Origin of the sequence: Yersinia sp. KBS0713, from assembly GCF_005937895.2 — a bacterium.
GTDB classification, from domain to species: Bacteria; Pseudomonadota; Gammaproteobacteria; order Enterobacterales; family Enterobacteriaceae; genus Yersinia; species Yersinia bercovieri.
Window position 1 is genome coordinate 1,644,440 of sequence record NZ_CP042173.1, and the last position, 12,668, is coordinate 1,657,107.

Below are 12,668 nucleotides of genomic sequence, written 5' to 3' on the forward strand. Positions count from 1 at the left end.
TGATATGACCAGAGGGAAATGCTTAATTATTTATTAAAGATGGGGTTATGTGCTATTAACTGGGGTGGATGTGGCTTTTGGGCACTATTTTTACTGGCGACTCTACCTTAATCCAAATAATAAAGGGTGTTAGACACCCTTTATTCGATAAGCCAATCTAGATTGAGTGAGCGCTTAGTCGGCTCTTTGCCAGTTAATTACTGGAACAGGCTAAGATTTTCTTTGGCGTATGCTTCAAAATCAGTACAACCACCAATGTGCTTCTCATCAATGAAAATCTGTGGCACGGTCTCTACCGGTTTGCCGACAGTTTTTTCCAGATCAGCTTTGGTGATACCTTCCGCATGAATATCGATGTAACGGAATTTAAAATCGTCACGTTCAGTTTCCAGTTTTTCTGCCAGTTCTTTAGCACGGACACAGTAAGGACATCCAGGACGCCCGAAAATTACAGCAAACATGTAAAACTCCTTGATTAATTTGAGGTAATCACTTCGCCAATAATGACTGATGTATTCGACTGTTAAATGACTACTAGCGCATTACTTACTCTCACTGGGGTCTACTATGCCCGCTGGCGTGGCGAAAAAAAAGCAGGAATTGCCTGTTGATATGATAAATCTTACCTATTTGCTACTTGGTACTGTTACAAATTGTATGGATTCAATACACTGGGCAAATGCTGATATATTCCCAAGCAAATTTGAGTGGTAGCTAACATTGCTGCGGCTCAAGGTATGAAGGATACAGAGCTTATCGGAGGTAAAGATGCGCTCGTTAGGAGATATGCCCCGCATTGTAATTATTTCAGAAGTGTTGGGGATGCTGTTACTGGTGGTTGCCTATCTCAGTATCAATGACTTTTTGTCATTACCGGGTACGATGGGCACACCGGCTGTTGCGATTATTATGATTTTTGTCGGGATCGGCCTGATGATCCCTGCGGCAGTATGTATTGTTTGGCGCGTTGCAAGTGGATTTGGTCCACTATTAGGGAGTGCTGATAGAATATCCAGGCCACAAAGCAAGAAAGAGCGAGATAAAGCAGAATCCGAAAAAGAGAATAAATCTGAGTAGGATAAGTACTGAGTCTTAATATGGGCATTAAATTAGTCGGGATTGATCATGGCGCTGTCGGTCAATATTACGTAAGCTATGCCACTTTTCGTATTATGAGAATCGTGAGGTAGATGGTTATGGATTCACTCATCGTCCCGGATTTAACCTTATTACGGCGTTGGCTGGATCAACTCGGTATCTCATTTTTTGAATGCGATTCCTGCCAGGCGCTGCATTTGCCGCATATGCAAAATTTTGAGGGCGTGTTTGATGCCAAAATCGATTTGGTTGATAACGTCATCTTGTTCTCGGCGTTGGCCGAGGTCAGACCGACGGCACTGATCCCATTAGTGGCGGATCTTAGCCAAATCAATGCCAGTTCACTGACAGTTAAAGCCTTTATTGATATTCAGGATGATAATCTGCCGAAACTGATTGTCTGCCAATCACTGACCATCGAAGTTGGGGTGACATTGGCTCAATTTGGCTACTTTATGCAGCAGTGTGAAGAGCAGATTTCGATGATTATTCTCGAGGCGCGCGCCAATGATTTACTCTTTATTGGTACTAGCGAAGAGGATGAATCACCGCCAACTGCCACAGCTTACCCGGTTATCCACTAATATCCTTTCATTCAATGTGTCGCTGATTCCGGCGGCACACTGCAATTGCCCCTGCAAACCATAAGATCTTCTGCTTTTTACCCTCTAATGCCAGATATTTATCGCCGTTTATACCGTTAGTGACGAATTACATAGATAAAATATGCATAAAAAATCGATAAAAGGCGTTTTTTACCCTAGAGTCTGGTGCGGATTGCGAACTGCGGTTATGCTGCTGTTGCTGCAAGGGGCATAATACTCCCTCACAAAATCAGTGATTACACTTGTTAGGTTAATAATTACTCAGTGTGCATAGTCATGCATTCGTTGTGGGTGGCAATAGTACCTGGCAGGGCAACGGTATTGTATCCTCGGATACAAATTTAGCGCTCTATTTCACCCCCTATTTGGAGGAGTTAACGGATGTTCACCCAACGTAAAAAGTGGTTATCGGGTGTTGCTGCTGGCCTATTAATGGCCGCGTCCGTCTCAGCATCCGCTGAGGAAAAAACACTGCACGTTTACAACTGGTCCGATTATATCGCGCCGGATACGCTGGCTAATTTCCAAAAAGAGACCGGCATTAAGGTTGTCTATGATGTGTTTGACTCCAACGAGGTGTTGGAAGGTAAGTTGATGGCCGGGAGCACTGGGTTTGATTTAGTGGTGCCGTCAGCCAGTTTCCTTGAGCGCCAATTGTCTGCTGGCGTATTTAAGCCGCTAGATAAAAGTAAACTTCCTAATAACAAAAATCTCGATCCTGAGCTATTGGCGCTAGTCAGTAAGCACGATCCCGATAATAAGTTCGCGATCCCTTATCTGTGGGCGACGACCGGTATCGGCTATAACGTCGAAAAAGTGAAAGCTGCGTTAGGAAAAGATGCACCGGTAAACAGTTGGGATCTGGTGCTAAAGCCTGAAAATCTTGAGAAGCTGAAAAGCTGTGGCGTCTCTTTCCTGGATGCACCAAGTGAGATTTTCGCCACTGTACTGAACTACCTGGGCAAAGATCCAAACAGTATTCAGGCGACTGACTACACTGGCCCGGCAACGGAATTATTATTGAAATTACGGCCGAACATCCGTTATTTCCACTCGTCACAATATATTAATGATCTAGCAAACGGTGACATCTGTGTGGCTGTCGGTTGGGCGGGTGACATCATGCAGGCCTCTAATCGCGCTAAAGAAGCGAAGAATGGTGTGAATGTGGCTTACAGCATTCCAAAAGAGGGCGCATTGGCTTTCTTTGATGTGTTTGCCATGCCATCTGATGCTAAAAATCAGGATGAAGCCTATCAGTTCCTTAATTACCTGATGCGTCCTGATGTGATTGCGAATATCAGCAACCACGTGTTCTATGCTAATGCCAACAAAGCCGCAACACCGCTGGTTAATGCTGAAGTCCGCGATAATCCGGGTATCTATCCACCGGCAGATGTGCGGGCTAAAATGTTCACCCTGAAAGTACAAGAGCCGAAAATCGATCGCGTGATCACCCGGGCTTGGACAAAAGTGAAAAGTGGTAAATAACCCGTTGATGGGCAAGTGAAATAGACTATGGTAGGGGCAGGGGGTTATCCCTCTGTTCCTGTTTTTTTATTGCGCCGCAGCTAGTATGCGGCCTGTTCTGCTTTTACGGAGAGCACGCTGAGTGAATGATGTAACTCCCCGCCCACAGCCCAAATCCCAGAAGGTGTTTACGCCCTTGCTGGAGATCCGCAACTTAACTAAATCATTTGATGGTCAGGCCGCTGTAGATGATGTCAATTTGACTATCTATAAAGGTGAGATCTTTGCGCTGTTGGGCGCTTCAGGCTGCGGTAAATCCACGCTGTTGCGGATGTTGGCCGGTTTTGAACAGCCGACTCAGGGGCAAATCGTCCTTGATGGGCAGGATTTGTCTCATGTACCGCCCTATCAGCGCCCGATCAACATGATGTTTCAGTCGTATGCACTGTTCCCGCATATGACGGTTGAGCAGAACATTGCGTTTGGTTTGAAGCAAGACAAGCTGCCCTCGGCTGAAATTAAGAGCCGGGTGGCTGAGATGCTGACGCTGGTACACATGCAAGAGTTCGCCAAACGCAAACCACACCAGTTATCTGGCGGTCAGCGCCAACGTGTTGCACTGGCGCGTAGCTTGGCGAAACGGCCAAAACTGCTGCTGCTGGATGAGCCAATGGGCGCGCTGGATAAAAAGTTGCGTGACCGTATGCAACTGGAAGTGGTGGATATTCTGGAGCGAGTCGGGGCCACCTGTGTGATGGTGACTCACGATCAGGAAGAGGCCATGACCATGGCTGGGCGCATTGCCATTATGAACCGTGGCAAATTTGTGCAAATTGGTGAGCCAGAAGAGATTTATGAGCATCCCAATAGTCGATTTAGTGCTGAATTTATCGGTTCAGTGAATGTGTTTGAAGGCGTATTAAAAGCGCGCTTGGACGATGCTCTGGTCATCGACAGCCCCGGTTTGCGCCATCCTCTAAAAGTGGATTCCGATGCCTCGGTGGTTGACGGCGTGCCAGTATTTGTTGCCCTACGACCAGAAAAAGTGATGTTGTGCGAACAGATACCGGCAGATGGCTGCAACTTTGCCGTCGGCGAAGTGGTGCACATTGCCTATTTGGGCGATCTCTCCATCTATCATGTCAAACTCCATAGTGGCCAGATGCTGAGTGCACAGCTACAAAATGGTCATCGCTACCGCAAAGGGATGCCCACCTGGGGCGATGAAGTGCAATTGTGCTGGGATGCTGACAGCTGCGTGGTTTTGAATAGCTAGATTTGAGTAGCTAGTTTTGAGCTGCAAATGGTCTTGGGGAGCTAAATATTGTGATACCAGAATCCACTCATGGCGCGGCAGAGCCACCAACCCGCGCGGTCGGGCCAATTAAGGCGCTGATACAACGTCTCCAGATGGCACATGGCCGTAAACTGGTCATAGCCATGCCCTATCTATGGCTATTCCTGCTGTTTATGCTGCCATTCCTGATTGTGTTCAAAATCAGTTTGGCCGAGATGGCCCGTGCAGTACCGCCCTACACTGATTTGATGACCTGGCTGGATGGCAAGCTGGATATCTCGCTGAATCTGGGTAATTACCTGCAACTGCTTGATGATCCACTCTATATCGATGCCTATTTGCAATCACTGCAAGTGGCCGCCGTATCCACCTTTTGCTGTCTGATGATTGGCTATCCATTGGCTTGGGCTATTGCCCACAGTAAATCATCTACGCGCAATATCCTATTGCTGCTGGTGATCTTGCCCTCCTGGACCTCATTCCTGATTCGGGTTTATGCCTGGATGGGCATCCTAAAGAACAATGGCATTTTGAATAACTTCCTGATCTGGATCGGGATTATCGATCAACCGCTGATTATTCTGCACACCAATTTGGCGGTATATATAGGCGTGGTCTACTCCTACCTGCCTTTCATGGTACTCCCCATCTATACCGCACTGACGCGGCTGGATTACTCATTGGTAGAAGCGGCGTCAGATCTCGGTGCCAGGCCCTTGAAAACCTTCGTTAGTGTCATCATGCCGCTCACCAAAGGCGGGATTGTGGCGGGTTCCATGCTGGTGTTCATTCCGGCGGTGGGGGAATTTGTTATCCCTGAACTGCTCGGCGGGCCAGATAGCATCATGATTGGGCGTATTTTGTGGCAAGAGTTCTTCAATAACCGCGACTGGCCGGTGGCTTCTGCGGTAGCAACAGTGATGTTGGTATTGCTGATTGTGCCGATACTCTGGTTCCACAAACACCAGAATAGAGAGATAGGAGGCGCGGAATGAACAACCTACCGGAAGTGCGGTCGGTGTGGCGTCGGGTGATCTTGATAATCGGCTATACCTTCCTGTATGCGCCGATGCTGATGCTGGTGATCTACTCGTTTAACAGCTCAAAGCTGGTCACCGTCTGGGCGGGTTGGTCTATCCGCTGGTATATCGAACTGTTTAACGATTCGGCGATGATATCCGCTGTTGGATTGAGTCTGACTATCGCCGCCGCCTCAGCCACCATGGCCGTGGTGCTGGGGACGATTGCCGCAGTGGTGATGGTGCGTTTTGGGCGTTTTCGCGGCTCGACGGGTTTCGCTTTCATGTTGACCGCGCCGCTGGTCATGCCCGATGTGATTACCGGTTTATCCCTGCTGCTACTGTTTGTCGCCATGGGGCACGCCATTGGCTGGCCGGCAGAGCGCGGCATGTTCACCATCTGGCTGGCGCATGTCACCTTCTGTACCGCCTATGTGACAGTGGTGATAAGTTCGCGATTACGTGAACTGGACCGCTCTATCGAAGAGGCGGCGATGGATCTGGGTGCCACGCCACTGAAAGTGTTCTTTGTCATCACGGTGCCCATGATTGCTCCGGCATTAATTTCTGGCTGGCTGCTGGCCTTTACCCTGTCGCTGGACGACTTGGTGATTGCCAGCTTTGTTGCCGGGCCGGGGGCGACCACCTTACCGATGCTGGTATTCTCGAGTGTGAGAATGGGGGTTAATCCGGAAATCAATGCCCTGGCGACCTTGATTCTGCTGGTGGTTGGCATCATTGGTTTAATTGCATGGTGGTTTATGTCCCGAGCAGAAAAACAGCGGTTACGGGAGCTACGCAAAGCTGCCCGCAGCTGATGATTAAAAAAGGGTTGATGGTTAAAAATAGTTGATGGCTAAAAATGGCTGATTGTCCTTAAAACTGTTAATCTTTCACTTACTTTGACGCCGCTTTCTAGCGGCGTTATTGTGAGGGATAACAGCAGGTTGTCGAAACTGAAACGGGGTATAGACAGGGCAATATGAGATTATCATTTTCATCCTCAGCATTTTCGTCTGCTGCCACCACCCCAGTACCGGTTTTGATTGCCGGCACGGCTATCATTGCAACTCATTTTCTTGGCGTGCTGTTATTAGTGGCTGAATTGGGGTGGAGTGGCACGGGGGAGTTTGTTGATGAAAATCTGCAAAGCTGGGACTCCGGCTTAATCTTAGTCGCCAGTATTCTATTGCTGCTGCTGGAAGTTGTCTGTGGCGTTGCGGTATGCCATCGGCAGAACTGGGCGCGTTGGTGTTATCTATTGTGCCAGATAGTCGTGGTTAGCTATCTGCTGCTAGTTTCACTCGATTGGCTGCTACTGGATGTTTTCCGTGTCGAGGGCGAGAGCGGCACTGAAATCCTGCATAGCTTGCTGCTGCAAAAAATACCTGATGTGGTGATTATTGGTCTGCTATTTTTCCCCTGGCATCGCTATTTCAACCACGCAAAATGAGTGTTTAGCGCGACACAGTGTTACAATTCGCCCCCACCAACAGCTTCGGCTGCGAATTATTTAACGTCTCAGATTATCACGGTCAATTATTAATGCATTGCACTCAGTATATGGCGGGTAGCTGCCGTTCCTGCCAGTGGCTGGATAGACCTTATCCGCAACAACTGGCTGACAAACAACATCATTTGCACGATCTGCTGGCAGATCACCCGGTGGCCCAATGGCTAATGCCGGTTTTCGGGCGCGAGAGTGCTTTTCGCAATAAAGCAAAAATGGTGGTCAGTGGCAGTGTCGAGCGCCCGCTATTGGGGATGTTACATCGTGACGGCAGCGCCGTTGACCTATGCGACTGCCCACTCTATCCCGCCAGCTTTGCGCCCATTTTTGCTGTGCTCAAAACTTTTATCGCCCGCGCGGGCCTAACACCCTATAACGTTGCCCGCAAGCGCGGCGAGCTTAAATTCCTGTTACTGACTGAAAGCAGCTACAGTGGCGAACTGATGCTGCGCTTTGTCTTGCGCTCTGAAACCAAGCTGGCGCAATTGCAGGCGGCGCTGCCGTGGTTACAACAACAACTGCCCCAACTGGCGGTTATCTCGGCTAATATTCAGCCGGTGCATATGGCGATTTTGGAGGGGGAGCAAGAGATCCCCCTTACCCAGCAGCAGGCGCTGCCGGAACAGCTTAATCAGGTGCCACTGTTTATCCGCCCACAGAGCTTTTTCCAGACAAATCCGCAGGTTGCAGCTTTGCTCTATGCCACGGCGCGGCAATGGGTACGTGAGTTGAGCATTAGTAGCATGTGGGATCTGTTCTGCGGTGTGGGCGGTTTTGGTTTGCATTGTGCCGGGCCTGAGACTCAGCTTACCGGGATTGAAATTAGCGCCGAAGCCATCGCCTGTGCACGGCAGTCAGCGGATCAGCTAGGGCTAAAAAATGTCAATTTTGCGGCGTTGGACTCCACCCGTTTCGCCACCGCAGAAGCACAGGTGCCCCAATTAGTATTGGTTAACCCGCCACGGCGTGGAATAGGGGCCGAGCTTTGTGATTATCTGACTCAGATGGCACCTAAATTCATTCTCTATTCAAGTTGCAACGCAGAGACAATGGCGAAAGATATTAGCAGGTTAGCCGATTACCATATTGAGCGGGTGCAGTTGTTTGATCTCTTCCCGCATACCGCTCATTACGAAGTGTTGGTATTACTTGTTCACAACTCTAAAAGCTAACTAGCCAAAGTTATTGAGGCCGCAGGGGTGTTGGCTGCGGCATTAAGTCGGCAAGGTATTATTGCGGGAACCACTTATCATTGATGGTTTTATATGTCCCATCAGCTTTCACCGCATCAATAGCTTTATTCAGTTTTTCCAGCAGTGCGGTGTTATCTGGGCGCACGGCAATCCCAAGGCCTGTACCGAAGTATTGTGGATCAGTCACATGCTCACCCACTGATGCTAAATTCGGATTAGTTTTCAGCCACTCATTCACCACCGCAGTATCACCAAACACCCCATCAATACGGCCATTTTTCAGGTCAATAATGGCATTCTGGTAGCTGTCATAGGCCACGGTTTGGATTTCAGGGTGCATATCCTGCAAATATTTCTGATGTGTTGTCCCATTTTCCATCCCAATCTTCTTACCTTTCAGGTCAGCAAAAGTGCTGAACTTGCCTTTTGGGGCGATCACAATGGCTGAGTTGGCATAGTAAGGCTGGGTGAATGCCACTTGTTTGCTACGTTCTGGCGTGATGTCCATGCCGGAGATAACGGCATCATAACGTTTGAATTTAAGCGCAGGGATCAGGCTATCAAAGGCTTGATTGGTGAATGTGCAGTTGGCTTCCATTTGTTTACACAATGCTTTTGCCAGATCCATATCAAAGCCGACGATTTCGTTATTGGCACCAATGGATTCAAATGGCGGGTAGGTGGCGGAGGCGGCAAAACGGATGGTATCCGCTGCGGTGGCGCTGAAAACCATACCACTTAAGATTGTTGCCAATAGTAACTTTTTCATGCTTAAACTCCTGTCAGAATTTTTTAAATGGAATGCGGTGTTAGTTATTGATTTTATTATTACTAGTGATTTTTTGTCGCAGCTTATTTGGATAACTGATGGGGTTTACATTGCCAGTTTATGAATTTATATGCAAGTAATGTGATTAAAAATTTAGTTTTTATTTTTTTAAGGGAAGAGTGGGCATGATTCAACTTTGGTTTAGGTTGATTTTGACTTTCTCTTTTGATGTTGAGCGCAATCAGGAATATTGCCGACAAAGATTGCAGGCCGAATGAGCCGCATGGACGCGGCGAAAGGGGCTGTCGAGCTGGGAGCGAGTCAGCCCCGGTTCGATTAGCCGGCAAGCTGCCGGAGGGGATGGCGAAGCCACAATATTTCGCGCAAGCCGCAGGAGCAGGAGGGCCGGCCTGCCTCCTGCTCGGTTGAGGTCACAGAGGTAAAGTGTTCACTGAACGAATATCAACCGAAACCAGATCCGATCTCATGTCACCCGAACAGACCACCAAACCTGCTCTACTCCAATCAACGGGATAGGGGATGTCTCCCCTCAATTTCGCCGCTCAAACGCCAGTGCTCTGCGCTCCACCAACCGCATCAATAATGTCAGCAGCCCATTCACGCACAGATAGACAATCCCGGCAGCCCCAAACACCATCACGTCATAAGTACGGCCATACATCAGTTGGCTGTAACCCATAACTTCCATCAATGTGATGGTGTAAGCCAGTGAGGTGCTTTTGAACACTAACACCACTTCGTTGGAGTAGGATGAGAGTGCGCGTTTAAAGGCAAATGGCAAGAGGATGCGTAACGACTGGGCTTTGGACATCCCTAGTGCTTCGCAGGATTGCCACTGACCGGATGGAATCGCGCGGACAGCCCCATAGAACAGCTGAGTGGTATAGGCCGCGCTGTTCAATGCCAGCGCAATCATTGCGCACAACCAGGGTTGCGACAGCAGACTCCATAACCACGGATATTCACGGATAGCCGGGAACTGCCCTGGGCCGTAATAGATCAAAAAGATCTGCACCAGCAGCGGGGTGCCAGTGAACAGCGTGATATAGATCTTGACCAGCGGCGTGATAATGGGGGTTTTCAGTGTCAACACAATGGTAAACAGCAGTGATAACACTAATGCCACTAATAAGGAGGCAATGGTCAGCGTCAGGCTGGTATGCAGCCCTTTTAGGATCTCGGGTAAGTATTCCAGCATCAGGATGGGCTCCGTTCAAAACGAGTGGTACGGAGTTCAATCCATTTGAGCACGTACTGGCTCAGCAGGGTCACTACCAGATAGATTGCTGCGGCAATCATATACCAAGTGAAGGGTTCCTGAGTGCGGGTGGCGATGCTTTTGGTTTGCAGCATCAGGTCATTCACACTGATCAGCGACACCAACGCGGTATCTTTTAGCAGCACCAACCATTGGTTACCCAATCCGGGTAAGGCATGACGCCACATCTGCGGCATAATCAGGCGAAAGAAGATGGCCGCCTGGCTCAAACCCAATGCTTGCCCCGATTCCCACTGCCCAATCGGCACGGCTTTTAGTGCGCCACGTAAGGTTTGCGACGCGTAAGCCGAATAGAGCAGGGCGAGGGCTATCACACCACACAGGAACGGGCTGACCTCGAAATCATCAATATTGAGCTTAATTGGCAGCTCAAACAGATAGAGATTCAGGGTAAATCCGTCCGACAGCATCATCAGCAGCTGAGAGGAGCCGAAATAGATAAACAGGACCACCAGAATCTCGGGTAGCCCGCGTAAAATGGTGACCCAGCCGGTGGTCAGATAGCTGACAACTTTCAAGCGCGACGATTCACAGACGGCAAACAGCATCGCCAGAACCAGACCGAGGGCCAGTGCACAAACGGCAAGGCCGACGGTCATACCGGCGGCGCTTGCTAAAGGTTGAAATTCATTCATGGGTGCTTAGATTACTGCTGGAACCATTTTTTATAGATTGTCTGATAGGTGCCATCGGCTTTAACTTTCGCCAGTGCAGCATCTAACTTACCCAGTAATTCGCTATTGGTCTGACGAACGGCGATACCTAAACCAGTACCGAAATAGTCAGCGTCAGTCACCTTATCACCGACCGCAGCCAGTTGGTCATTCTGCTTTAGCCACTCATTCACTACCGCAGTGTCACCAAATACCGCGTCCAGACGGCCATTTTTCAGATCAAGAATCGCATTCTGATAGCTGTCATAAGGGACGGCAGTGATTTCAGGGTGTTTCTCCATCAGGTATTTTTGATGGGTGGAACCGTTTTGCATCCCCACGCGCTTGCCTTTCAGGGCAGCTAAATCAGCCACTTTGCCTTTCTCGGCGATAAACAGTGCGGAGTTATCATAATAAGGTTTGGTGAAAGCAACTTGTTTTTGGCGCTCAGGAGTGATGTCCATACCTGAGATAACCGCATCAAAACGTTTGAATTTCAGGCTTGGGATCAAGCTGTCAAACGCCTGATTGGTAAAGGTGCACTCAGCCTGCATCTCTTTACACAGCGCATTCGCCAGATCGATATCGAAGCCCTGCATTTTATTATTGGCATCAATAAATTCGAATGGCGGATAAGTGGCTTCAGCAGCGAAACGGATAGTTTCAGCGGCAGAGGCAGACAGACTGATACTGGCGAGGAGTGCCGCAACTATTAATTTTTTCATCGCAAATTCCCAAATAGATATCAATGTGACAGATAGCTGGCAAAAGCTTCGGTTGTTGGTTGAGTAAAGTGGCTGGCATCGCCTTGTTCCACCACGTGGCCATTTTCCATATACACCACACGGCTGGCGGTTTTACGGGCGACTTCAACTTCATGGGTGACTATCACTTGAGTGATGCCGGTTCCGGCCAATTCACGGATGATGCTGACGATTTGCGCGGTAATCTCTGGGTCGAGTGCCGCGGTGGGTTCGTCAAACAGCAGAACCTGAGGCTCCATCATCAGCGCACGGGCAATGGCCACGCGCTGTTGCTGACCACCGGAGAGGTGCAGCGGGAAGCGGGAAGCGAAGTCGGTCAAACGCAGTCGCGTCAGTAATTTCTGCGCCCGCGCCATGGCTTCATCTTTTGACAGACCCAGCACGCGGCAAGGGGCCTCAATCAGATTCTGTACCACAGTCAGATGCGGCCAAAGATTGTATTGCTGGAACACCATACCCACATTCTGGCGCAATTCGCGAATCGCTTTTGCCCCCGGAGCTTGGGTAAAATCGAAGTGATTACCGGCGATCTGCAAGGTGCCGGAACGCGGCATCTCCAACAGGTTGAGCACGCGCAGTAGTGAGCTTTTACCGGCACCGCTTGGCCCTAGTAACACTAAGGTTTCGCCTGCCGGACAGTCTAATGTAATGTCGAACAGCGCTTGATGTGCGCCGTAGTAACAGTTAATTCCGCTAAGTTGAATACTCATGCGCCAAATCTGAATAGCCAATGATGCGGTGAATGGTAACTTCCGCGGCATACTTATGCAATCTTTGTGCGTTAAAATTTATTAATAACCAGAGTTCAGTGGGAAAAACAGCATAACATTTGGATTTGACCCTACTCAGAGGGAATTTGTCGTGCGATGAATAAATCTGACAGAGCATCTGCAGCGGCAGATTAAAAAATAGTCAAAATGGGAATCTGCTTGTAAATCAAAGCATACCGATTGACTGGAAGAAAACCGGTACACATTGATGGCAAGAATA

The 12,668-nt window shown here is 49.0% G+C and carries 14 protein-coding genes; 8 read left to right on the top strand and 6 right to left on the bottom strand.

Translation table 11 applies throughout. The annotated features are described in order from the left end of the window. Window positions 1-197 precede the first annotated feature (197 nt). Window positions 198-461 (bottom strand): GrxA family glutaredoxin, encoded by a 264-nt coding sequence (locus tag FFE93_RS07780; protein ID WP_004873700.1) that lies wholly within the window; start codon window positions 459-461, stop codon window positions 198-200. Window positions 462-768: 307 nt separating this feature from the next. On the opposite strand from FFE93_RS07780, the gene FFE93_RS07785 reads away from it, so the two are divergent. From FFE93_RS07785 to rlmC, 8 genes are all read left to right on the top strand, one after another. Then, window positions 769-1,077, top strand: coding sequence for a YbjC family protein (locus FFE93_RS07785; protein ID WP_032898270.1), 309 nt, complete (start codon window positions 769-771; stop codon window positions 1,075-1,077). 119 nt (window positions 1,078-1,196) lie between these two features. Then, entirely contained in the window at window positions 1,197-1,682 is a 486-nt protein-coding gene (locus FFE93_RS07795) for a YbjN domain-containing protein (protein WP_032898271.1), read from the top strand. 402 nt (window positions 1,683-2,084) lie between these two features. After that, window positions 2,085-3,194: a spermidine/putrescine ABC transporter substrate-binding protein PotF gene (gene potF / locus FFE93_RS07800; protein ID WP_049601471.1), complete on the top strand. Its 1,110-nt coding sequence runs from the start codon at window positions 2,085-2,087 to the stop codon at window positions 3,192-3,194. 121 nt (window positions 3,195-3,315) lie between these two features. Then, the gene (potG, locus tag FFE93_RS07805; RefSeq protein ID WP_138775009.1) at window positions 3,316-4,449 is read left to right on the top strand and encodes a putrescine ABC transporter ATP-binding subunit PotG; all 1,134 of its coding nucleotides are present in this window, start codon (window positions 3,316-3,318) and stop codon (window positions 4,447-4,449) included. Between the two features lie 50 nt (window positions 4,450-4,499). Then, a complete protein-coding gene (gene potH, locus FFE93_RS07810) occupies window positions 4,500-5,465 on the top strand; it encodes a putrescine ABC transporter permease PotH (RefSeq protein ID WP_138775010.1) in 966 nt (321 codons plus the stop codon). Further along, window positions 5,462-6,307 (top strand): putrescine ABC transporter permease PotI, encoded by an 846-nt coding sequence (potI, locus tag FFE93_RS07815; RefSeq protein ID WP_032898273.1) that lies wholly within the window; start codon window positions 5,462-5,464, stop codon window positions 6,305-6,307. The genes potH and potI overlap by 4 nt, the downstream gene beginning before the upstream one ends. Before the next feature lie 164 nt (window positions 6,308-6,471). Further along, window positions 6,472-6,942 carry a YbjO family protein gene (locus tag FFE93_RS07820; RefSeq protein WP_005276328.1) on the top strand — a complete coding sequence of 157 codons (471 nt, stop codon included), beginning with the start codon at window positions 6,472-6,474 and terminating at the stop codon, window positions 6,940-6,942. A gap of 92 nt (window positions 6,943-7,034) precedes the next feature. Continuing rightward, window positions 7,035-8,171 (top strand): 23S rRNA (uracil(747)-C(5))-methyltransferase RlmC, encoded by a 1,137-nt coding sequence (gene rlmC / locus FFE93_RS07825; protein ID WP_032898275.1) that lies wholly within the window; start codon window positions 7,035-7,037, stop codon window positions 8,169-8,171. A gap of 58 nt (window positions 8,172-8,229) precedes the next feature. Here rlmC and FFE93_RS07830 read toward each other — a convergent pair whose 3' ends face one another. The 5 genes from FFE93_RS07830 to artP form a co-directional block, all read right to left on the bottom strand. Next, a complete protein-coding gene (locus FFE93_RS07830) occupies window positions 8,230-8,961 on the bottom strand; it encodes an arginine ABC transporter substrate-binding protein (protein WP_005276333.1) in 732 nt (243 codons plus the stop codon). Between the two features lie 550 nt (window positions 8,962-9,511). Continuing rightward, the gene (gene artM, locus FFE93_RS07835; RefSeq protein ID WP_032899150.1) at window positions 9,512-10,180 is read right to left on the bottom strand and encodes an arginine ABC transporter permease ArtM; all 669 of its coding nucleotides are present in this window, start codon (window positions 10,178-10,180) and stop codon (window positions 9,512-9,514) included. Beyond that, window positions 10,180-10,896, bottom strand: coding sequence for an arginine ABC transporter permease ArtQ (gene artQ, locus FFE93_RS07840; RefSeq protein ID WP_005279817.1), 717 nt, complete (start codon window positions 10,894-10,896; stop codon window positions 10,180-10,182). The genes artM and artQ overlap by 1 nt, the downstream gene beginning before the upstream one ends. Before the next feature lie 11 nt (window positions 10,897-10,907). Further along, window positions 10,908-11,639, bottom strand: coding sequence for an arginine ABC transporter substrate-binding protein (gene artJ, locus FFE93_RS07845; protein ID WP_005279816.1), 732 nt, complete (start codon window positions 11,637-11,639; stop codon window positions 10,908-10,910). Between the two features lie 20 nt (window positions 11,640-11,659). Further along, a complete protein-coding gene (gene artP / locus FFE93_RS07850) occupies window positions 11,660-12,388 on the bottom strand; it encodes an arginine ABC transporter ATP-binding protein ArtP (RefSeq protein ID WP_049601639.1) in 729 nt (242 codons plus the stop codon). Window positions 12,389-12,668: the final 280 nt, after the last annotated feature.

What these genes read in the sequence shown, in the direction of transcription:
- FFE93_RS07780 (WP_004873700.1), bottom strand. Translation starts at nt 461, where the DNA reads ATGTTTGCTGTAATTTTCGGGCGTCCTGGATGTCCTTACTGTGTCCGT.
- FFE93_RS07785 (WP_032898270.1), top strand. Translation starts at nt 769, where the DNA reads ATGCGCTCGTTAGGAGATATGCCCCGCATTGTAATTATTTCAGAAGTG.
- FFE93_RS07795 (WP_032898271.1), top strand. Translation starts at nt 1,197, where the DNA reads ATGGATTCACTCATCGTCCCGGATTTAACCTTATTACGGCGTTGGCTG.
- potF (WP_049601471.1), top strand. Translation starts at nt 2,085, where the DNA reads ATGTTCACCCAACGTAAAAAGTGGTTATCGGGTGTTGCTGCTGGCCTA.
- potI (WP_032898273.1), top strand. Translation starts at nt 5,462, where the DNA reads ATGAACAACCTACCGGAAGTGCGGTCGGTGTGGCGTCGGGTGATCTTG.
- FFE93_RS07820 (WP_005276328.1), top strand. Translation starts at nt 6,472, where the DNA reads ATGAGATTATCATTTTCATCCTCAGCATTTTCGTCTGCTGCCACCACC.
- rlmC (WP_032898275.1), top strand. Translation starts at nt 7,035, where the DNA reads ATGCATTGCACTCAGTATATGGCGGGTAGCTGCCGTTCCTGCCAGTGG.
- FFE93_RS07830 (WP_005276333.1), bottom strand. Translation starts at nt 8,961, where the DNA reads ATGAAAAAGTTACTATTGGCAACAATCTTAAGTGGTATGGTTTTCAGC.
- artM (WP_032899150.1), bottom strand. Translation starts at nt 10,180, where the DNA reads ATGCTGGAATACTTACCCGAGATCCTAAAAGGGCTGCATACCAGCCTG.
- artQ (WP_005279817.1), bottom strand. Translation starts at nt 10,896, where the DNA reads ATGAATGAATTTCAACCTTTAGCAAGCGCCGCCGGTATGACCGTCGGC.
- artJ (WP_005279816.1), bottom strand. Translation starts at nt 11,639, where the DNA reads ATGAAAAAATTAATAGTTGCGGCACTCCTCGCCAGTATCAGTCTGTCT.
- artP (WP_049601639.1), bottom strand. Translation starts at nt 12,388, where the DNA reads ATGAGTATTCAACTTAGCGGAATTAACTGTTACTACGGCGCACATCAA.